The 22,330-nt window shown below is 46.1% G+C and carries 13 protein-coding genes; 3 read left to right on the forward strand and 10 right to left on the reverse strand.

The window, feature by feature from the left end; all coding sequences use genetic code 11:
• Positions 1-88: 88 nt before the first annotated feature.
• From UXZ23_RS12990 to UXZ23_RS13025, 8 genes are all read right to left on the reverse strand, one after another.
• Positions 89-511 (reverse strand): group I truncated hemoglobin, encoded by a 423-nt coding sequence (locus UXZ23_RS12990; protein ID WP_276666401.1) that lies wholly within the window; start codon positions 509-511, stop codon positions 89-91.
• Positions 512-542: 31 nt separating this feature from the next.
• Positions 543-1,406, reverse strand: coding sequence for a DUF3034 family protein (locus tag UXZ23_RS12995; protein ID WP_320820985.1), 864 nt, complete (start codon positions 1,404-1,406; stop codon positions 543-545).
• 3 nt (positions 1,407-1,409) lie between these two features.
• Positions 1,410-3,782 (reverse strand): putative bifunctional diguanylate cyclase/phosphodiesterase, encoded by a 2,373-nt coding sequence (locus UXZ23_RS13000; protein WP_320820986.1) that lies wholly within the window; start codon positions 3,780-3,782, stop codon positions 1,410-1,412.
• Positions 3,783-3,786: 4 nt separating this feature from the next.
• Positions 3,787-4,479 carry a methylamine utilization protein gene (locus UXZ23_RS13005; RefSeq protein ID WP_320820987.1) on the reverse strand — a complete coding sequence of 231 codons (693 nt, stop codon included), beginning with the start codon at positions 4,477-4,479 and terminating at the stop codon, positions 3,787-3,789.
• 90 nt (positions 4,480-4,569) lie between these two features.
• Positions 4,570-5,193, reverse strand: coding sequence for a 3'-5' exonuclease (locus UXZ23_RS13010; RefSeq protein ID WP_320820988.1), 624 nt, complete (start codon positions 5,191-5,193; stop codon positions 4,570-4,572).
• On the reverse strand, positions 5,190-6,989 hold the full coding sequence (locus tag UXZ23_RS13015) for a DUF294 nucleotidyltransferase-like domain-containing protein (RefSeq protein WP_320820989.1): 1,800 nt from the start codon (positions 6,987-6,989) through the stop codon (positions 5,190-5,192). The genes UXZ23_RS13010 and UXZ23_RS13015 overlap by 4 nt, the downstream gene beginning before the upstream one ends.
• Positions 6,990-7,040: 51 nt before the next feature.
• Positions 7,041-8,621 carry a sodium:solute symporter family transporter gene (locus UXZ23_RS13020; RefSeq protein ID WP_320820990.1) on the reverse strand — a complete coding sequence of 527 codons (1,581 nt, stop codon included), beginning with the start codon at positions 8,619-8,621 and terminating at the stop codon, positions 7,041-7,043.
• Entirely contained in the window at positions 8,618-8,974 is a 357-nt protein-coding gene (locus UXZ23_RS13025) for a DUF485 domain-containing protein (RefSeq protein ID WP_320820991.1), read from the reverse strand. Before UXZ23_RS13025 ends, UXZ23_RS13020 begins: the two co-directional genes overlap by 4 nt.
• A 249-nt stretch (positions 8,975-9,223) precedes the next feature.
• Here UXZ23_RS13025 and UXZ23_RS13030 point away from each other — a divergent pair, with 249 nt between their 5' ends.
• A complete protein-coding gene (locus UXZ23_RS13030) occupies positions 9,224-12,670 on the forward strand; it encodes a PAS domain-containing hybrid sensor histidine kinase/response regulator (RefSeq protein WP_320820992.1) in 3,447 nt (1,148 codons plus the stop codon).
• A gap of 47 nt (positions 12,671-12,717) precedes the next feature.
• Here the strand turns inward: UXZ23_RS13030 and UXZ23_RS13035 are convergent, their stop codons facing one another.
• Complete coding sequence (locus tag UXZ23_RS13035) at positions 12,718-13,407, reverse strand: response regulator transcription factor (protein ID WP_320820993.1); 690 nt, start codon at positions 13,405-13,407, stop codon at positions 12,718-12,720.
• 120 nt (positions 13,408-13,527) lie between these two features.
• Positions 13,528-15,477, reverse strand: coding sequence for an acetate--CoA ligase (gene acs / locus UXZ23_RS13040; RefSeq protein ID WP_320820994.1), 1,950 nt, complete (start codon positions 15,475-15,477; stop codon positions 13,528-13,530).
• A 363-nt stretch (positions 15,478-15,840) separates the two neighbouring features.
• Between acs and UXZ23_RS13045 the strand changes: the two genes are divergently transcribed.
• Both UXZ23_RS13045 and UXZ23_RS13050 read left to right on the forward strand, forming a co-directional pair.
• Complete coding sequence (locus tag UXZ23_RS13045; protein WP_320820995.1) at positions 15,841-16,950, forward strand: DcaP family trimeric outer membrane transporter; 1,110 nt, start codon at positions 15,841-15,843, stop codon at positions 16,948-16,950.
• Positions 16,951-17,707: 757 nt separating this feature from the next.
• Positions 17,708-22,321 (forward strand): hypothetical protein, encoded by a 4,614-nt coding sequence (locus tag UXZ23_RS13050; protein ID WP_320820996.1) that lies wholly within the window; start codon positions 17,708-17,710, stop codon positions 22,319-22,321.
• Positions 22,322-22,330: the final 9 nt, after the last annotated feature.

Consider the following 22,330-nt stretch of genomic DNA (forward strand, 5'->3'; position numbering starts at 1 on the left):
CGTCACCTACCCGCCAATAATCTACAAAAAAGCCGTTGCGACCACGCAACGGCTCAAGATAAGTAGAATCGGTGAACAGTATTAGGGGTTAGCGATGAATAATCGCTGGGCGCATTGGTGCTAAACGCTGAATAAGACGATTTTGATCCGCATACGATACACCTTGGCTGGTCATCGCATTTTGCAAGAGTTCAACTACGCGGTTGAACTGGCTCTTATCAATCTGCATGCCAGCATGGACAGCTTCCATGGTATCGCCGGTGTATTCACACGGCCCATTACTCACCATACAAAACTGCTCTTGAAGTTTAGTCCGCAGCCGCTCGATATCCGTATTCTTAAAGAAAGGATAGATATTTTTGTCGAAAGAAATTTCCGTAATAAAATCGTCGACTATATTAGCAACTCCCTGCTGACCACCTAAATCATCATACAAGGTATCAGCTTGGGCAAAAGAGACCATCGCACTCAAGGCTGCAACAGCAAGCATCTGTTTTATGATTATTGTCATAATGAACTCCTTAAACAGAAAGGCTCCAGCCTTATTTAAAATAACCAGTAATAGAAGCATACAGTCCGCTTTGATCTTCTGACCCTGCTATGCTGCCTAAATCCGCCCACGCAATGGTCAAATTAAGATTTTTATTAGGGAAGTAAGCAACAAATACATCGGCAAATCTATCTTCTTTGAACGCCGACAAATTATCCGGTTTATATCGATATTCAGCACCAACCGCTAAGCCTTCGTCCAGTAATACCAAAGCCGATAATTCAGGCATCAATTTATAACTATTATTGTCGTCACCACCATATCCGAGCAGCCCCATTTGATTGGCTTTAGTAGCTCTTAATGTAGCGTTCCACAGCAGGTGATAACCCCCTAATGCTGCTAAATGCACTTTTGTGGCCGAAACATAAAAATCGGTACCAGTGTCACTGTCTTTAGCGCCAATGGCATCTGCAATTTCGCCGTCAATGAGGCGCTTGTACTGAATACCAGCTGCTAGCTGTGGCATGCTGCTGTAAATAGCATCCCCAGCAATTTTATACTTAGCACCGTAAATCTCTTGCCTAATATCGACCGCTGTACCTTTTAGTTCAAAACGTTGCTGAGCTGCGGTTAGCTCAAAACGGTTACCATAGCTGAAGCCTATACCGTCAACAGTCATGCGAAAATCTTGAACATCCGTTAGCGTATGAAACGCACTCACGCTGGTTTGATTCTCTTCACTGTAACCGGTCATTAGCGCCCACGGCACCAATCCGCCGCCCGCACTACCTTCAACTTGGGTTACTCCCGAGGTTGCAATCAAACGTCCATCTGCATGTGTAGATAGCGCCATCATTAACCCTGCAGCAACACTAGTCATCGTGCGAACACTGGTTAAATATGATGAATTTTTCATAATTTACTCCGCTTTCTCTGCAGTCTTAAACTCGTCTAACCACTTAACCAAAGCATCAAAAGCCATTGGGCGTGCTAGATAATAACCTTGAATATAATCGCAGCCAGCTTCTCTTAACCATTCTTGGGATGCGAAATCCTCAACCCCCTCAGCGATTACCGAAAGGCCAAGTTCGTGTGCCATTGCTATAGTATTGCGTACAATAATTTGATCGTCTTTTTGCGTTGCTAATTTCAAAATAAAAAATTTATCTATTTTTAGTTCATTCAGAGGCATTTGTGCAAGTTTCGACAAGGCTGAATAACCGATACCGTAGTCATCCATAGATATTTGGAAGCCACGTTCGCGAAAATAATTTAGAAGTGCAAGTGATTTATCTACATCCGTCATCATGTCGCGCTCGGTAATTTCTAAGCAAACATCATGCGCTTCAAGATTATTTTGTTGTAACTTCTGTTCAATTAAAAACTTTAGCCCATCATCACTGAGATCTTGAGCCGACAAGTTGATCGACACTTGCATATTGATACCAGTACTTTTCAGACGTGCCTGATCATCCAGTACTCGACTAACCACCCACGCCGTTACTAAGCTAATTAATCCAGTTTGTTCAGCCAAATCAATAAACAAATCAGGCGGAATAAAACCATCATCTGGATGGAACCAGCGTATCAGTGCCTCTGATTTCTCTACCTCACCCGTGCGCAGATTCATCTTTGGCTGATAGTACATTTGCAATTGGCCGTCATCTTTTTGCAATGCTTCTTTCAAAGAACGAAGTATTTTCAGCTTACGCAAATGAACTTTATCCTGCCCTTCTTGATAAACGTAAAGACGCTCGTTAATCGTAATCGCATGTTCATTGGCAATATTACCCCGCCTCACTAACAAGCCAGCTGTATCCGCCTGCTGCGGATAAGCAATAGCGCCAGCACGAGCATCAATATTTAGGCTTATGCCATTGATTTGCATCGGAGCTGATAATGCATTGAGAATCTGCATGCACATTAACCGTGTGTCATTTTCTGTTTGATCTGCTCTTGCAGCTAAAATCAAACAAAATTCATCGGCGGATAAACGCGCAGCAGCACCATCTAAAGCTGTCGCCTTAATACGTTGAGCAATATTGATTAGACAAGTATCCCCTACTTCAATACCTAGTGAATCATTAATACTCTTGAAACCACGTAGATTAATGCCCATTAGCACGAAGGGTTTATTTATTTCGACAAAACGCTCAATTGATGCCAACATACTGTCACGATTTAATAGGCCAGTTAGACTGTCATGGGTCGCCTGATAAACGATTTTTTTCTCACGCTCCGCTAGGTCGACGTTCATGGTTCTAAAAGCCGATATCAATGTTTGAATTTCATAACTGCCACGTTTTGGCGGCGCCACCAACTGATAATCCCCTTTAGCAATGGATTGCGCTGCTGTCACTAAGTTTTTAAGCGGTACAGTTAATCCATTGGCAATTAAGCCGCTGCCGAGAATGGCTAAAACAACAATAACAATAGCGATCTGTAATATTCGATTACGCAGGTGTTCATACTCGTCGTAAAAACGTGTTAAGTCTTCGGTTAAAACAACCTGTACCGCCGACTCGCTATTTGACGAGATGTCCAACATTCGACTGGCGTATCGTTGGCTAGTCTCGAACGGTAAACGGATAAGACTTTGAACCGTTTCGGGTGCTCTTAGGGCAGCTCCGACGGCTTCCAATGAAGGGAGAGTTGTCGCATATGCCCACGACTGTTGACCATTAGCTTCGGTATCGGCTTTTTCTATGAACGTGACATCAACACCCGAGCCTTTGCCTAACACTCGGGCTAAATCTTCATTCATTTCAAAGCCGACACCGGCAATAGCAACCACTCTGGGGGCTTTTACTGGAATCAATAACAATTGATAAATATGCTCACCGAGAACATAAAAATCTGCTCGCATTTCTCCCTGCAAAGCATCCATAAAGGGCGCTTTGTAAGCAAACTTAGAGCCTTTAAGAATATCGATATTGCTACTTGCAAGAATGTTTCCGTCAAGATCACTAAGAAACATCAGATCAGAATTAATCCTTGCACCGTGATTTTCGAGCATACTTCCAACAGTGCCAGCATCATTACTGGCCACTGCTTGTTTGAAGCCAAAATCAGATACTAAGATTTGCGCCGCACCTAGCAATTGCTCTCGACGCACATCAATAGTGCCCTGAAAAGCTTCCACGGCCATATCAATATCTTCATTAACGCTCAGCTTAGTGGCATTGCCTGTGCTGACCAAAACAACCAATAATATTGCACTAAGCGTTAACGAGGTTAAGCCCGCAGCGAATGCGAGTATTTGACTTCGAAGACTATTAAAAAATATTGGCACTCTGTTACCTGCGCAACGAATTACCAAAGCCTTTGGCGGCAGGGGCCACCGGCTCTGGAGCAGAAACAGCGAGTGGCAGAACTATGGTGTAATGAGAATCATCACTTTTAGTGGTCTGAAATTCGTCACTACCCAATACCATTCTAGCGGACTCATCAAAGGAATAGCGTTGATGCCATAGGGAAATTTGTTTGAATTTAGCAGAGAGATTAAAAGACACAGTGCCTTGGTTATCGGTCATACGAGCATATGCACTATCCGCTACGTAGATATACCCAAGCATATCGTCATGAATATTACAGCCGAGAACAACGACACCCGCATTGTCGAACAAGACAGGCTCATCGGGTTTATTCGCATACAGTTTGATTTCAAATGGCTTTGGTTTTGAAAACGAGTAAACATGGTGGCGAATATTATCGCTGTTGGGAAAGCTAACATTTTGCCCTTGCTGTACCAGTAAAACATGCGGTTTAAACTGACGCTCCACTTGGTCCATGATGGCGTTCTCCGCATTCGGTTGCGGCGAGGAATCGGATAAACCAAGAATAGATACCACAGCGCCTTCGACCGCTTTGCCACTTTCATCAACAATGGTGAAGGTAATAGGCTGTGCAAGAACAAGACAGGTAGCGGTTGCACAAACCAAGCTAACCAGGAAGCGGACTAAGTACTGCGCGCTTTTAAGTAAGGTCACACCCGATTCCTAAAAAGTTACAACGAGTCACATAACTCTAGTAATAGATCAGGGTTTTAGCAAAGTGAGAACGGAACTAAATCAAGCTGATTAGGGATCACGTTTGACTTTAAATTTGGTCAGCTTTATCCACATTAATGCCGTGGATATAACGTCACCAAGTGCGGTATGACGGTCGATAATAGGCACATTCAAGTCTTTCGCGAGTCCTTCAAAGGTGAGATCTAACGCTAGCTCAGGGATATAGCGCCGTTTCTGGCGAACATAGAGTTCTGAAACCTCGATAAATCGATTGGGTAGTTGAAAATGATATAGCTCCCGAATATATCGATTAAGTATTGCCCTATCGTATTCGATATAAAAACCGCAAATTGGACGGTTCCCAATGAAATCCAATAACCTCTCAATGGCTTCAGCTGCTGCCACACCATTCAGCCGATCCTCGCGGCGCAGATAATGAACTTTGACAGCATTAGGATCGGTGACCGCGTTGGAGTTAATCATTAGATCTAAGGCATCCGACAACTGGATATGCTGACCCTTTACCACCACTGCCGCAACACTCAGAAGCTCGCCTTTCTTACGATCGAACATGCTGGTCTCGCAATCGAGTACCACTATCTCGTCGCCCTTGTACGGCTCCTCCATGATCGACCAACGCTCAGGTGGTGGCGAGTACCAAGGCATCCGGCGACCCAGCCAGTGCGGAATCATCCGAAGTTTTCCAAGTGATAATGACTCACTAATAGCTGTTTGAATTTTTTCACACGGTGCAAACCATGACGCAATAAACTGCGGTCGACACTGCGTAGTGGCTCGAGTTGTAACTTCTGCGTTAGCCCAGGGTTTTCTACCTCACGCTCAAGCTGTTGACGCAGGCGAATGCGTAAAAATAAAATCAGCGCATCTTTAAGTCCTTGGGCAACTTCAGCATCCAATACATTTAGTGCTAAGAGGCGATCTATGCGATCCAAGGTTCCTGTGTCAGAAATTCCGTATTCAAACGCTAATGCTCTAACACCATGTACCAAGGGGAAAATGCCCCCTTTTTTGATATCAATCGTGCCATGGTCTTCGCGAATTTTCCCTAACAAGGTTAATGGTGTTTCAAACTGCAATGCAGGACGAGCGAACCATGCCGATGTCACGCTAGAACGCAGTGCAGGGGTTTGCCAATGCGATTTAAGCCCGCGAAAGAGATCTGAATTGCCACATACCACCTCGGCATCAATGAAAATAGCCATATTCATCATCGGCTCAGGTGTTGATGCTTGTAGCCAGCGGGCCACTCGCTGCTGCCAACCCTCTACAGTATGAATCCATGCGTCGTTAATAAACATGACGCCGCCAGGACAAGGCGGATAACCAAAATCCAATAGTATTTGATGAAGTTTATGCAGTATCGGCATCACCGCTTCACGGTCGTGGTCGTCCTTTAAAATCACAGCATTGTCTTGATCTGTTTTTAAAATTTGTTCGCCACGCCCTTCACTGCCCAATACCAGAATACAAAAACGTGATTGTAATCGCTCCGGCACGACCAATTCAAAAGCCCGCTGGATTAAACGGCGATTCAAGGTTGTAATCAACGACATGATAGCGATGATCTTCACCCCTTGCCCCGATAAACTGCGAATCAAAACATCGAGTCGCCCGGCCGCTACAACCAAATCTTGAACGTTCTTTGCTTGCTCTATGCGCATAGCAATCACATGAGAATGGGTCGAAAATGCGCTAAGCATGTCCATCAATTCAAGGGTGCCGACTATCACGTCATCGTGCATCACCACCACACGTTCAATATGGTGCTGCGTCATTTTGATTAAGGCGTTGAACAGAAAATCGCCCTGTTCCACGGTAATTAAACCAAATTGAGCGATATCCCCCACTTTGTCGTTACGATCAGAATCGCCGAGCAGCACTGCACGTAATAAATCCGTACCGGTGACAATTCCGACACCCTCAGTCGTTTTAACTAAGACTGCATCGTATTTTTGTTCATCCATCATTGCGGCTACACGAGCAAGACTGGTTTGACCAGTAACATAGACTGGAGCGCGCATAGTATCGCCATCAATACGCGATAAAATAAACTCAGATACATCGCCATCCTGTTGTTCAACCAGCGATTGCTGAGTACCTAAGTCCGTTTTAAAATAAATTGAAAAATCACTAGAAGTATTTAACAGCTGTACGAAATCGGCTGTTTTTAATAGGTAACAGAGAGTTTCTTCCACCGCGACATAGCGATGCTTACAGGCAGATTCAAGTATTGCCCGAACATCAAACAAGTCTTCTTTACCGTACTGAGAAAATACTTGTCCGTCGTCATCGGTTTCTTCGACGACACCTTTATATACAATGAATAAACCGGGAGAAGCCTGACCAATATCTAAAATTGCAGCACCTGTAGGGAAAAATACTAAATCCAAACGGCTGATCAACCATTGCAGTTGCTCTTCGGCTAAAAAGCTAAATGGAGGTTGATCTAGATTGATTTGAATACTCATATTATTCCCTAAGCGATCATTTATGACAGCAATAGTGCTTTGTTAAAGCGATTAATCAAGCTGTGGAAATTCCTGCTGGCGCTCATGAGCACCTAATTCAGAACGGTCACTAAGTGAAAAATACACGATAACCACAAAGCCAATCGTGACCGATAGCAAGGCAGGGTTCGACCAAGCAAAGATTGGCTCACTAAAACCAAATCCATCGACCCAAATCGCTGGGCCAAAAACAATACACAGTAAAACCACAGACAAACTTAACCCGCCCCCTATTACAGCGCCTCTTGTCGTCAACCCCTGCCAATACAAGGCTAAGGTTAACAAAGGAAAACTCACACTGGCGGCGATGGCGAAGGCCAAACCGACAATATAAGCAACATTTTGCCCACGCATCAGTATGGCCACTAAAGCGGCAAGCAATATCAAACCAACCACAGAGCTACTGTGAATTAATCGTTGCTTGTCGTAACTTCGACCGGGATTGACCGTTACCGCATACCAGTCATGAGAAATAGCCGATGCCCCCGAGAGAAGTAATGCGGTCATCACCGATATGAGCACCACAAATAACACCGCCGCTAAAAGGCCGGTTAAGATCGGACCTCCGACCCCTAATGCCAATTGTAATGCGACTAAATTCCCTCCGTTATTCGCCACCGATATGTTCATTTCTGGATGTAAATCCAACAAACGTAAAGCCGCGAAGCCAACAACGAATGTCAGTAAATAGAATCCACCAATAAATCCGATGGCATAAAATACCGACATTCTGGCGCGGCGAGGATCAGCAACCGAAAAAAACCGCGTTAATACATGCGGCAGGCCTGCCGTACCAAAAAGCAAAGCGACCCCTAAACTCAGTTGTGATAAAGCCCCTTGCTCTTGTAATGCCGAGGAGGCTAACAGTAAAGGCTGTTGGTGATGATCACTGGCAAATAATGTGGTGATATCTACATCCGTTTGCAATAACCCCATAATTACCAATAACAAAGTCGTTAATAGCATGACGACAGCTTTAACCACTTGGGCGCGAGTAGAAAATAACAAGCCACCAGCAATACCTAACAGCGCAGTCAATATCCCAATCACGACTACGCTACCAATGTAAGGCAACGAAAATAAATACGCAGCTAGATGTCCGGCGGCTACCAACTGCGCCGCTAAATACAGCACTACAACCGGCACACTCGCAGCCATTGCGACACGAGCAACCGCTGAGCGCTGCAACCTTACCGCTAAAATATCAGTAAGAGTGAAACGCCCAAGCCGTCGTAAGCGCTCGGCAAATAAGACTAAAATCAGAGGCCAGCCAGCAAAGAAACCGACGGCATACAACAAACCATGATAACCACTTAAAGCTATCATGCCGGCAATGCCTAAAAACGAAGCAGCCGACAAATAATCGCCGGTAATCGCTAGGCCATTGCGAACACCGCCGTTATCGCGTCCAGAGGCATAAAATTCGGCAGCAGTGCGGATTCGGCGACCGCTCCACAATAATAAGAGTCCTAATGGGATTAAGAAAAAAACGAAGTAGCGAGGATCCGGCGCTGTCAAAATAGCTACACTACTATTGTCAGCAAAACCTTGGGAGGTGGATGATAAAAGCAATAAGCTGAGCAGCCACTTCATGACTTCACCGCGGCAGAATTATTGGCGTTATTAAGGCGCAAACACTCCGAGCGCATGCGTTCACGCTCTTCGTCGCCTACCGTATTGGCATGCTTAACATAAATACCGGTAAGTAAGAACTGCAACAATATGAAAAATGCAGCAAAGGGCACTAACCAAGGGGTGGGATTACTGACACTCACAGGCGTTAGTAATATACAGGATAAAAACACGACACTGAGTAGAAATACAGCATAGCTGCCACCCAGTACCACAGCCATGCGCCGACGATATAGACGTTGCCCTGCAACCCAAGCTGCATAGTCGGGATGTTGGCTAATCAAGCTGTTCGATTCACTGTCCACTGTTTGCATTACATCACCTCCGTGTCTTCAGTGTATCGAACAGCTTGATTAGACCACAGATCGACCATAGTCGCAGACCCAATAATGTCGGCGTTGGAACGCACGCCTTACAACTTTCATCTAATATGAGTTAGGCCTGTACGGACACAACGCGAGCGCGCGTGGTAATCTCTGTGGCATAAGAAAGACAATAAAAAGAACGAGTTAATATGCTGCCGATGCGTCACTCCGTCTTATGCATATTCATTAAGGACCGACATGATTCCCGTTAGTCAGCTAATTACAATCTCCATTTGTTATATTGCCGTGCTCTTTCTGATTGCTTGGTACGGTGACCGGCGCGCCCATCAAGGTAAACCCTTACATGGCAGTGGCTTGGTTTATAGCTTATCACTGGCGGTGTATTGCACTTCATGGACTTTCTATGGAGCAGTCGGACAAGCGGCGTCCAGTGGCTGGATCTTTTTAGCGATTTACGTCGGGCCAATTGTTTTTTTACTGCTTTTTTGGAATTTACTTGAACGCATAGTGCGTATCACTAAAGAAAAACGTCTGACTTCCATTGCTGACTTTATCGCCACGCGCTATGGCCGCGATCACACCCTCGCTGTCATCGTCACACTCGTCGCCGTTATGGGGGTCGTTCCTTATATCGCGCTGCAGCTAAAAGCGATTTCCACGACGTTTGAATTACTCACCCAGCCTTTGGGGCTGGATTACGGTATTCCAGGCTCTATTTGGCAAGACACCGGTTTCTATATCAGTGTCGTCATGGCCCTGTTCGTCATTATATTTGGTACCCGCGATATTGATGCCAGTGAGCAACATCCGGGAATGATTTTAGCCGTGGCATTTGAGTCTCTGGTCAAATTACTGGCCTTTGTTGGGGTTGGCATTTGGGTTATGACCTCGGTATTCGAAAGCCCAGAGGAGATATTGAAATTAACTCGAGAAACGGCCAGCGATCACCCTTTGCTACAAAGCAACATGGTGTCAGTGTCCTTTATCTTACAGAGCGTGCTCGCCGGGTTTGCCATTGTGTGTTTACCGCGGCAATTTCAAGTCGCGGTAGTAGAAAACGAAGACACTAATCACATCCAAACTGCACGTTGGCTGTTCCCGCTTTATTTAGCCATCATGATGTTATTTGTTGCCCCGATTGCGTTAACGGGGCATTTATTTATGCAAGACTTAGGCTTTTCACCGGATACCTATGTGCTCAGTCTACCCGTTTCAATGGGCCAAGATGCACTGGCAATTATAGCGTTTATCGGCGGCGGCAGTGCTGCTAGCGGCATGATTATTGTTGCCACAATTGCGGTCAGCACCATGGTATCAAACGAGCTGGTGCTACCCGCCTTCTTTCGCCATGGGCAACAGCAAGAAAACCAACAACCTGCTGGCGTACAACGATTAGTACTGACTGTGCGCCGCGTCGTAATCATCGGCCTAATCGGGGTTTCGTACTTATTTTATCGAATCGCCGGAGAGTTTGAGTCACTCGCAGCGATTGGCTTGTTGTCGTTCGCTGCCATCGCACAATTTGCGCCTGCTCTATTCGGCGGTTTGATATGGCAAGGGGCCAACCGCCAAGGCGCAATAGCAGGACTACTCGGCGGCACTTTTATTTGGTTTCAAATGTTGCTGTGGCCAGTATTAAGCCAACAGTTATTTGCTCCTAGCGGAATCGACTCTATCGTGCCTAACAATGTGTTTGGCATCGACATGGATGACTTCAGTTTTACCGTTATTCTAAGCTTACTGGTTAATTGCACGCTGTTTGTTTTCTTCTCAGTTGTTACCAATGCTTCGGTCCGCGAACGCATGCTGGCCAGCGATTTCACCAGCGTACGCAGCTCGAATCAACGCAAACATACATCTTCGTTTAATTGTAAAGTAGATGACGTCCGCGTGGTACTTGAACGAATTTTGGGGTATCAAAAAACCGATGGATTTTTCACCCTGTATCAAGCTCGCCATGGTATTCAATATGACCATGCAATGGCATCCGATGACCTTCTCCATGATGCTGAAGAATTACTCGCTTCGGTTGTTGGCTCATCATCGGCGCGGGTTATTTTTTCGACTCTACTAGGCGGAGAGCAAATTCAAATTCGCGATTTGGCTTTTTTAGCCAGTGAAGCCAGTCAGGCATTTACACTCAGCCGTGAACAATTGCAGGCTGCGTTAGAAAACCTCCACCAGGGGGTCAGCGTTATTGACCGCAACCTTAATTTAGTCGCTTGGAATCGCCGCTATTTAGAATTATTTGAATACCCGAAGGGCTTTATTCAAGTTGGCAAACCCATCGAAGAAGTCATCGCCTACAACGCAATGCGAGGCTTTTGCGGTGAAGGCGCGGTTACCGAGCAAGTTAAGCGGCGAATGGACTATTTAAAATCATTATCAGCCCATCATTTTGAACGTTCGCTACCTCACGGCATCGTTGTTTCTATGCAAGGGCACCCCATGCCTGATGGCGGTTTCGTTACCAGTTTTACCGATATCACTGCTCATCGAAAAGCGGAGCAGGCGTTGCGTGAAACCAACATTACCTTAGAAAGACGTGTTGAGAAACGAACGCAAGAATTAGACGATTTAACCTCACAATTAATTGATGCAAACCAAAGCAAAACACGTTTCTTAGCGGCGACAGGCCACGATTTAATGCAGCCATTAAATGCCGCTAAGCTGTTTGCATCGACGCTGTCGCAGCAAAGTTTAACGACAGAACAACAATGCCTGCTAAAACATTTAGAAGGTGCTTTGCAATCTGCCGAGGACGTTCTGTCATTACTGGTTGAAATATCAAAACTCGATTCAGGGGCAATGGAACCTAACTTAAAGCCGATAAGTTTAGCCGCCGTATTACGTCCATTGCGCGATGAGTTCACTGCGCTTGCTGCCGATCAAGGCTTAAAGCTGCATGTGCGCGAATGCAAGCATTGGGTGATTAGTGACGCGCATTGGCTGCGCAGAATTATTCAGAACTTTTTAAGTAATGCCGTGCGCTATACCAACAAGGGTGGCATCTTATTAGGCTGCAGAGTACGTGGAGAGCATCTTTTATTAGAGGTTTGGGATACTGGTCTTGGCATACCACAAGACAAATTAATTGAAATATTCGGCGAATTTAAACGCCTCAATCAAGGACGCCAAGATACTAAAGGACTAGGGCTAGGACTCGCTATTGTTGATCGTATGTCGCGCAGAATGGAGCATTCAGTCAGCGTGTCATCCCGAGTTGGACGCGGCACCTGTTTCCGCATTGAATTACCTCTAACTCCAGCTCAAGAACAAAAAGTTGATAAAAGCGATGTCGTACTGAATAACACCGGCAACTTTAGTGGCATACCAACGTTCTGTATTGATAATGATGAGGCCGTTTTGGCGGGTATGACTGCTTTGTTAACTAGCTGGCAATGCGATTTGTATCCATGTCAGAACGAAACTGAAGCGCAAAACATCCCATTCGAACCGAGAATTATGTTGGCAGATTATCAACTCGACCACGTATTAACGGGATTAGATGTCATGACGGGCATACGTGAAAGAATGAATAACCCGGACATTCCTGGAATTTTAATTACCGCAGATCCTCGCCCAGAAATAGCAGATCAAGCAAAGGCATTAGGCTTCTATTTTTTAAGCAAACCCGTTCGCCCTGCGGCATTACGAGCCTTGATGCGACGCTTACTGAGTTAACTCAGCAAGCGTGCTTGGGAAAGATAGCAATAATTCATCAATGCGAATCAGGCATCGACTTGTGATGCCGACGCCGCCATACGTCCTTCTGGTTTTTCGATATCTAAACTTTGTACGGCAATAACTGCTTGCGTACGCGTACGTACACCAAGCTTACGGAAAATAGCGGTCACATGAGCTTTAATGGTCGCTTCACTGACTTCTAAATCATAAGCAATCTGCTTATTCAGCATACCGTCAGCCATCATAGTTAACACACGGAATTGCTGCGGAGTTAACGTCGCCAAACGCACGGCTAAGTCCATCGCTAATGGATTCGGGTGATGCTGATGACGGCGTGCTTTCTCAGGTAAATAAATATCACCTTGCAACACCAAACCAATTGCCCGAGAAATTTCATCAAGTGACGAAGACTTAGCAATATAACCAGCGGCTTCGTGGTCAATGGCTTGACACATGATGGCAGGATCTTCACAAGCCGACACAACGATGACAGGGATTTCAGGATAATGAGAGCGCATATAGACCAGCCCTGAATAGCCATGAGCGCCAGGCATTTGCAAATCCAGCAGCACCAAGTCTGCATCTTTATGCAGTTCAATTAAGTGCTGTAACTCAGGTAGCGATTCTGCCTGTTCAATCAGCACATCGGGCAACAACTGTTTTACAGCCTGCTGCATAGCGGTGCGAAATAACGGATGGTCATCCGCAATAATAATTTTTTGGGCCAGTTGCATCACTGCCTCCTGTTTGGCTGTTCCATCGCCTTGTTATTGTTGTGTCTTACTGTCTTCTATCACTTTAGTCTAGAAACACTAAAGCCGCCGAGCAAGCTCGACGGCGTTAGTAACCAAACCTTAACGGTTTAGCCGCTCTTCAATCAAAGTTTCAACAACAGCAGGATCTGCCAGCGTTGAAATATCACCCAGCGCATCATGTTCGTTGGCCGCTATTTTGCGCAAAATTCGACGCATGATTTTGCCTGAACGCGTTTTTGGTAATCCCGGCGTAATCTGAATTAAATCAGGTGTCGCCACTGGGCCAATTTCAGCACGTACCCAATTACGCAATTCCTTCACCAATTCATCACTGGCTTCTTCACCAGAATTTAATGTGACATAAACATAAATACCTTGGCCTTTGATGTCGTGGGGGTAACCCACCACAGCGGCCTCAGCAACCTTAGGATGCGCCACTAACGAACTCTCAACTTCAGCGGTACCCATACGGTGACCAGATACGTTGATCACATCGTCTACGCGACCAGTAATCCAGTAATAACCATCCGCATCACGACGCGCTCCGTCACCGGTAAAATACATACCACGGAAGGTCGAGAAATAGGTCTGAACAAAACGTTCATGATCGCCATAAACACTGCGTGCTTGGCCAGGCCAGCTATCAACAATCACTAAGTTACCGTCGGTAGTACCATCTAATATCATACCGCCACTATCCACTAACGCTGGCTGTACACCAAAGAATGGCCGAGTTGCAGAACCCGGTTTAGTATCAGTAGCGCCCGGCAGTGGTGTAATCATGATGCCGCCTGTTTCGGTTTGCCACCAAGTATCCACCACAGGGCCACGCTCATCTCCCCTTGTGCGGTAGTACCATTCCCATGCTTCTGGGTTGATCGGTTCACCAACGGAACCTAACAAACGCAGGCTCTTGCGGCTAGTGTTGTCGACTGCAGCGGTGCCTTCGGCCATCAAAGAGCGAATAGCGGTCGGCGCGGTGTACAGAATGTTCACCTGATGCTTATCGATGATCTGCGAAATGCGATTGATGCTCGGATAATTCGGTACGCCTTCCGACATCAAAGTAATACCGCCATTGGCCAATGGCCCGTACAGCAAGTAAGTGTGGCCAGTTACCCAGCCGACATCCGCGGTACACCAGTAGACATCACCATCGTGATAATCAAATACGTACTGATGGGTTATGGATGCCCACACCATGTAACCGCCCGTGGTGTGCAATACACCCTTTGGTTTGCCTGTCGAACCTGATGTATACAAAATAAAGAGCGGGTCTTCGGCATTCATTTCTTCTGGCGGGCAATTAGGTGACGCCAATGCCATTAAGTCTTCGTACCAGACATCGCGCGCAGCATGCCAAGCCACTGGGCTGCCGGTGCGCTTTACCACAATCACTTTTTCTAACGATTTAATCGCTGGATGCGTTAGTGCTTCATCGACATTGGCCTTAAGCGCAACTTTTTTACCTGCACGTACGCCTTCGTCAGCGGTAATCACAATTTTTGAATGACTGTCTTCAATACGACCCGCCAATGCATCTGGTGAAAAACCACCAAATACCACCGAGTGGATTGCACCAATACGTGTGCAAGCCAACATAGCGACGGCCGCTTCAGGAATCATCGGCATATAGATACAAACCACGTCGCCCTTACGTACACCCTGCCCGCGTAGCGCGTTGGCAAAGCGCGATACTTGCTCATGCAATTCGCGATAGGTGATGTTTTTACTCTCACTTGGGTCGTCACCTTCCCAAATAATGGCGGTTTGATCTGCGCGTGTTGCAAGATGGCGATCTAGACAGTTAGCAGAGGCGTTGAGCGTACCGTCTTCAAACCAACGAATATCAACATTGTGATCATCAAAAGACACGTTGCGCACTTTAGTGAAAGGTTTAATCCAATCAATACGCTTGCTGGCCTCTTCGCGCCAGAAGCCATCAGGATTAATGACCGACTGTTGGTACATCTGCAGATACTTTTCATTGTCGATCCAAGCTGAATTGGCAAACTCAGGCTTAACCTCATACATCTTGTCGTCACTCATTATTGTTCTCCCGTCATTCGTATCACGCTCAACCAGCTCGACAGCAGGCGTCGTTTAATGTTCTACCTCCATATTGGTCGCACTAGGACCAAGGCTGAATTAGACAATGGTCTATTCAGCGCAAATAGAGATTACGCAGTGAGTTGCTAGTCAGAGAATACTACAAAGTCAGGAAAGTACTGTCATTAGGGGCAATTCACCGTCGTTTTTATTCGAAAATGACAATCTGAACGGGTGCTTCATTTAACCAGAGCGAGAGGACTTGGGCAGTAGGGACACTTGCTTCGACCTTTGGCTAATTTCATTGCACAGAATTTGTGCACCATAGTGGCTCTGCACAATACAAAAATTAGGAGAACAAGCATGCGCAAATTACCTATGGTTTTACTGGCCACTGCGGCACTGCCAATGGCGGTCAACGCTGCCAATACCGAGTTCAGCTTCGGCGGCTTCATTAAAATGGATGCCATGCTGAGTACGTATTCTGATGGCGATATCGTCGATGGCTATGGACGCGACTATTATGCGCCATCGCAAATCGTCCCGGGCACTGAACCTGATACGGCTGAGCTTGATTTCAGCGTTCGCAACTCCCGCTTCAATTTTAAAACAGTAACTCAAGTTGAAGATGGTAAAACCATCACTAGCTTTATAGAGCTAGATTTCTCGACAACGGCCGGCGGTAATGAAGTCGTATCCAACTCTTACGTGCCACGTATACGTCACGCCTATGTTCAGTACGACAAGTTATTGGTGGGTCAAACTTGGTCTAACTTTATGAACGTGGGTGCTCTGCCAGAAGTCGCTGACTTTATTGGCCCGAGCGAATCCACCGTCTTTATTCGTCAGCCACAAGTACGCTATACCTCCGGCGACCTATCCGTGTCTTTAGAAAATCCGCAAACCACAGGGGCTGGCGATAGCGGTGACAATGGTATGCTGCCAGACTTAACGGCCAGCTACAAAATCAAAGCCGACAATCTCGATATGACCGCTGCATTGTTGCTACGTCAATTGAGTTATGACGGCCCAGCGGAAGATGACGACGCTAATACCATGGGTTACGGCGTAAACGTCGCCGGTAAGTTGATGGTCGGTAAGGATGACTTAAAATTCAGTGCGACTTACGGTAAAGGTGTTGGCCGTTACGTGGGCTTAGGTGCGGTTGCGGATGTCGCCCTGGTAGGTGAGGACTTAGAAGCCAGCGATACCACCGCCGCTTTTATTGCTTATCGCCATCACTGGAGCAGCCAATGGCGCTCAACCGCTGTATACGGCATGTTATCTGCCGACTACGATGATTCTGTGACCAGCGGTGTTACCGATGCGACTAGTATGCGCGTTAACATTATGCACTCACCGGTTAAGCAATTGACCTACGGTGCAGAACTCAGCACAGCGAATGTTGAGCGTGTGGGTGGGGATGATGTCACCATGAACCGCGTCTACTTCACGACCAAGTACGCGTTCTAATCGTTTTAAATCATTAAACACGTTTAAAGATCGATGCCGCTGAGCTGTTTGCTCAGCGGCATTTTTGTTGGATGGTTACAAGGTCTTGCCAATGCATATCGCTCTTAATGAGACTTCATCCTCTTAGCCCCTATTGCGCTAACATAAGGCTTAACTAAAAACCCTCAGCATCAAGCACACTATGACTCCCTACAAAAACGTCCCTATTCACATATCTGCAACCTTTCAAGGGCACCCTCCCCTCGTCAAAAATAATTGCACTAAACGCATCCAACGCGATGTTAACAACGTATACACCAAGTTAACGGATAATTACTTGATCACAACGCAGAACACAAAGTGTTACTAACATGTGAGTCAATAACGAAAATAGCCAAGGTTGGCCATGACTTGCACAAGATTTACATAGTGACTTTTTTTGTCACTTTATGTCCAGATCGCCAACTCAAAGGAGCACTACACCCTCTTTTGTTGCTTAAAAACGATGAATGAACAGATGTACGGTAGTTTTATTAACACAAACGGCGAGCAACTGATATTCATTGCTAAATCAAGCGCTTACCACATGATGAAAAACCTTGGCTACATACTGGCTGTAAATTGACGCAAGATGTTACAAACCCTATGATCACTGCCAATGAACAAGACATGACTTTTTTTATCGATATAAGTTCAGGTTAATTTTTTGAAAACACGGAATTCCAAAATTTTACATCACCTAAACAACCTGCCTAGAAACGGATTTTGCACTGGGCTTGTGCTGTTGCTGTGCTTTTTAGTCACGCCGATCTCTCACGCCCAAGACATAGTGCTACGCAAAAGCTTCGCCGGTAATTTATCATTCGCCTTAACCGGCAACACGATGCGCAATGGCACTAACGGCTGTGGCGTACTGACGAGTTCAAGCGCAACACTAACGATACCAACCGGCAGTACCTTAAAAGCAGCTTATCTCTATTGGTCAGGTTCGGGTTCCCCTGATACTAGCGTGAGCTTAAACGGTTCATCCGTTAGTGCCGGCGTTAGCTATACCGAAACAGGTAACAACGAAGTCTATTACAGCGCTAAAGCTGACGTTACCAGCCGAATATCAGCTTCTACCTCTACTTATACAGTTACCGGTTTGACCTTTAGTACGGCAGACGCCTATTGCTCCACTGAAGGAGCATACGGTGGCTGGGCTCTACTAGCGGTATACGAAAATAATTCGGAACCATTACGAGTTGTTAACCTGTTTGATGGTTTCCGCGTGTACTGGGGCAGTTCAATTACCCTGACACCAAATAACTTCGTGGTAGCCCCAAACCCTGCATCTCTTGGCGGCAAGCACGCTCATATCACTTGGGAAGGTGATTCCGGCAACTCTGATTCTCGTAACGGTATTAGCGAGTCGTTAGTTTTTAACGGAACCAGTTTAACCAGCACGAACAATCCAAGTGGTAACCAATTTAACTCATACTCTAATGCTGTTGGCGCCACGACATCTGGGGTTGATCTCGACGTCTATAACATTGGCAGTTTTTTAACGGCAGGATCTCGTTCGGTTACGACGACGTATTCGTCCGGCCAAGACCAAGTTTTCCTTTCGGCTGAAATTATTAGTATTCCAAATGAACCGGTCAGCGATCTGTCACTAACGGTTACCGCCCCAACGACGGCTGTCGCTCGCGGTAGCAATGTTAGCTATCAATTTTCAGTGAAGAACGACGGTCCGATTGACGAACCTACTGGTACAACGTTAACGATTCCATTAAATAATGGCGTTACCTTTATCAGTGCCACGGGAACTGATTGGTCATGCACCAACACCACCAGCCAAGTGCTGTGTACATACAACAAAGCACTTACCGACAACGTAACAGCACCAGTGCTCACTCTTGTTGTTGGCACCAGCAATGCTACGACCAACACAATTTCAGGAACGGCCGTGACCGCAGGCTCCAACTTCGATAACAACGAAGGTGACAATAGTGTCAGCATGGCTGTAACGCTTGCTGATCCTAATTTATCGACCTCAGTAAAGAGTGTGCTGGACGTCAACGGCGGCACTGTTCAGCCAGGGGATAAGCTGCGCTTTACAATTGATATCAATAATACGAGTAACTTCAACGCTGAAGGCATTCGTTTAACCGACAATATGCCAGCAGCTATCAGTAGTTTCGAGGTTGTTCGTCAACCTGTCGATAGTATTAATAACAGTACTGCAGCACCTACCGGCACCAATAGTGCGGGTGTCGTCATTATTGATAACTTAATGATTGCGGCTCAAGGGACGGAAGAAGTCGTTATTGACGCTATTGTTTCAAGTTCTGCAGCCCAAGGGACCAATATTACTAACAGCGCAATTATTGGTAACAGCACAACCACCTATACGATTACGGCGCCAACCGTGTCTGTAGCTAGCACTGCATCCAATGGTGAAATCGTCTTGCGCTCGAGCTTAGCAGGAAATTTGTCGTTTAAATTAACCGGCAACTCAATGCGTTCCAGCAGCAACGAATGTAATGCACTGACCAGTTCAAGTGCGAGCTTAAGTATACCGTCGGGTAGCACTATTAAAGCGGCTTATTTATATTGGTCAGGTTCCGGCTCTACTGATAATTCCGTTAACTTAAATGGCTCTACAGTCACCGCAGGCTATACCTATAACGAAAGCTCAGGAAGCCAAACTTTCTATAGTGCACGCGCTGATATTACTAGCCGGATTACCGGCACAGGCGGCACCTATACGGTTACCGGTCTCACTTTCGATACTAGTAATACTTATTGTAATAACGCTGTCGTATACGGTGGTTGGTCGATACTGGCGATTTACGAAAACCCTTCAGAACCTCTGCGCGTTGTAAACTTATATGACGGTTTCAAGAGCTTTACCGGAAGTTCTATTACCTTATCGCCGAATAATTTTGTTATTGCGCAAAATGCTGCCTCTTTAGGTGGTCAGCATGCCCATATTACTTGGGAAGGTGATGCCGGGAACTCACAAAGCACTAATGGATTCAGCGAAGCCTTGATCTTTGAAGGCAACAACTTAACCGACGCCAACAACCCCGCAGACAATCAATTAAACTCGTATTCAAACGCTGTGAGCGCGGCCACTAGTGGTGTCGATATCGACACTTACCAAATTGGTAGTTATCTAACTCCCGGTGCAACGTCAGTATCAACGACTTACTCATCTGGTCAGGACAAAGTATTTTTGACCGCCGAGATCATCAGTGTTCCTAACGAGTTAGTGTCCGATCTACACCTGCTTACAACTGCACCGGCGAAAGTATCTCGTGGTGCAACGATTGACTACACCTTTACTGCGCGCAACGATGGTCCATCGACAGCACCTATTGGCAGCGAAATTCGTATCCCCCTAAATGATGGCGCTACGTTCATCGGCGCTAGTGGCACGGACTGGACTTGCACATCAACACTCACTGAAGTGGTTTGTACTTATGCACAAAGTATCAATAACGGTGCATCCTCTACTCCACTGTCTGTGCAAATTGGCACGGCTAGTACAACCCAAGCAACCACCGTTGGCTCTGCGACGTTAAGTGGTAGTAACTTTGACAATGACTCTAGTGATAACAGTGATGATTTAGCGGTTATTTTGCAAGACGCCAACCTATCAACGAGCACTAAATCAGTTGTTGATGTGAATGGCGGCTTAGTTGAACCTGGCGATACCCTGCGCTACACCATCACTTTGAAAAACAGCAGTAACTTCAATGCAACCAACTTGTCGTTAACCGACAATATGCCAGCGTTGATTAGCAGCTACACGTTAGTAACAATCCCTGCAGGAAGTATCAACAACAGTGCTATTGCGCCGGCAGGAAGTAATAGCAGTGGACTCGTTCAAATCGACAATATCAGTATTAGTGCTGCGAGTAGCGTGACAGTCCTTATTGAAGCCATCTTGTCTAGCGGTGCTCAGAACGGTAACAGCGTTACCAACACCGCAGTCGCAGGCAATAATGGTCAAAGTTATACATTCTCGTCGCCTACACTGACTGTGAATAATGTCATCGATGGATCAGGTAATAAGCCTTTATATTTGCATAGCAATAGTTCGCTTACACGTATCGCAAGCACTGATGAAAACTTCGTTACTATCAACGATGGTCAGAGTAATACTTGGGTAATTAACCCAGCCTTACAGACTTTAGTAAACCTGAACTATAACTCAGCTATTCCGGTACAGCTGTTTCTAGAAAACTCAGCGACTGGTGGAACGTTTGTAAACAACACATTTAATCATACGGTCACGGCGACTCTTCGTAGAAATCGCTCCGGCGCTACTACGAACATTGCATCAGCGTCTCAAGCCATTGATTTAATCGGTGCGGGGAATAATTCGGGGCAAGATACTATTCGTAGTTTCCAATTCGATTTAGCCATTAGCAATCCCGTTACCTTGGAAGCTGGCGATTTACTTGAACTCGTTATCAGCCAATCACGTAACGGTGGTTCTCAGGCATTTACGACGTATCGCAACTTGAATGTTTATTCGTCGCATAGCGGCACTCCTGCCGCAGTACTACTAACTTCTAATACAGTCATTAACGTTAACTCGATTTCCGTCTTCGACGCGCCGTATCCGGCTGGCAATGTGCTGACCAGCATTGATCGTGGCCAGCAAGTTTATTTCCGTAGCCAGGTATCGGATCCGTTCGGCTTCTACGATATCAATGGAGCGACACTCACCGTCGCCAATACCGCTGGCGACCTGCCTATTTCTGCAGCGACGCTATCTGCAGTTGCCAGTAGCGGTGCAATTAATACCTACGAATACCCATATTTAGTACCAACGACTGCTAATGGTGGCGAGTGGACCATTACTGTAGAAGCCAACGAAGGCTTCGAAGGTACGGTATTCCATAATCGCACCCAAACGATCAGCCTACGTTTACCGCCAGAATTAATTCTGACGAAAACTATGAACGTATTATCCGACCCATTAAATGGCAGCACCAATCCAAAAGCGATTCCGGGTGCTGAAGTGGCTTATCAACTGAATGTCGTCAATCAAGGCGAAGGCGAAAGTGATCCCGATAGCATTCAGTTAATTGATCACCTTGCCGCAAATACCCCGTTATTTGTTGGAGATTTCGCGAACGGTAGTCCTATTGAGTTAGCCGATGGTACACCGCCGTCAACTCTTACGTTGACGTTTACAAGTTTAGATTCTGCTTCCGATGACATTGATTTCTCCAATGACGGCGGCACCAGTTTTACCTATGTACCTAATCCCGATGCCGATGGATTCGATCCACTAGTAACGGACATACGTATTACTCCGAAAGGCACTATGCCCGGCAGTACCGGAGGCGGCTCGCCGCAATTCACTCTCATTTATAAAGTAAAGGTCCAATAAGGAGCATTC

The organism is Thalassolituus sp. (genome assembly GCF_034111725.1).
Classification (GTDB): domain Bacteria; phylum Pseudomonadota; class Gammaproteobacteria; order Pseudomonadales; family Oceanobacteraceae; genus Thalassolituus.

Excerpts from the sequence above, each read along its gene's own strand:
- UXZ23_RS13020 (WP_320820990.1), bottom strand. The coding sequence starts at position 8,621 with ATGAAGTGGCTGCTCAGCTTATTGCTTTTATCATCCACCTCCCAAGGT.
- UXZ23_RS13025 (WP_320820991.1), bottom strand. The coding sequence starts at position 8,974 with ATGCAAACAGTGGACAGTGAATCGAACAGCTTGATTAGCCAACATCCC.
- UXZ23_RS13015 (WP_320820989.1), bottom strand. The coding sequence starts at position 6,989 with ATGAGTATTCAAATCAATCTAGATCAACCTCCATTTAGCTTTTTAGCC.
- UXZ23_RS13045 (WP_320820995.1), top strand. The coding sequence starts at position 15,841 with ATGCGCAAATTACCTATGGTTTTACTGGCCACTGCGGCACTGCCAATG.
- acs (WP_320820994.1), bottom strand. The coding sequence starts at position 15,477 with ATGAGTGACGACAAGATGTATGAGGTTAAGCCTGAGTTTGCCAATTCA.
- UXZ23_RS12995 (WP_320820985.1), bottom strand. The coding sequence starts at position 1,406 with ATGAAAAATTCATCATATTTAACCAGTGTTCGCACGATGACTAGTGTT.
- UXZ23_RS13030 (WP_320820992.1), top strand. The coding sequence starts at position 9,224 with ATGATTCCCGTTAGTCAGCTAATTACAATCTCCATTTGTTATATTGCC.
- UXZ23_RS13010 (WP_320820988.1), bottom strand. The coding sequence starts at position 5,193 with ATGATTCCGCACTGGCTGGGTCGCCGGATGCCTTGGTACTCGCCACCA.
- UXZ23_RS12990 (WP_276666401.1), bottom strand. The coding sequence starts at position 511 with ATGACAATAATCATAAAACAGATGCTTGCTGTTGCAGCCTTGAGTGCG.
- UXZ23_RS13035 (WP_320820993.1), bottom strand. The coding sequence starts at position 13,407 with ATGCAACTGGCCCAAAAAATTATTATTGCGGATGACCATCCGTTATTT.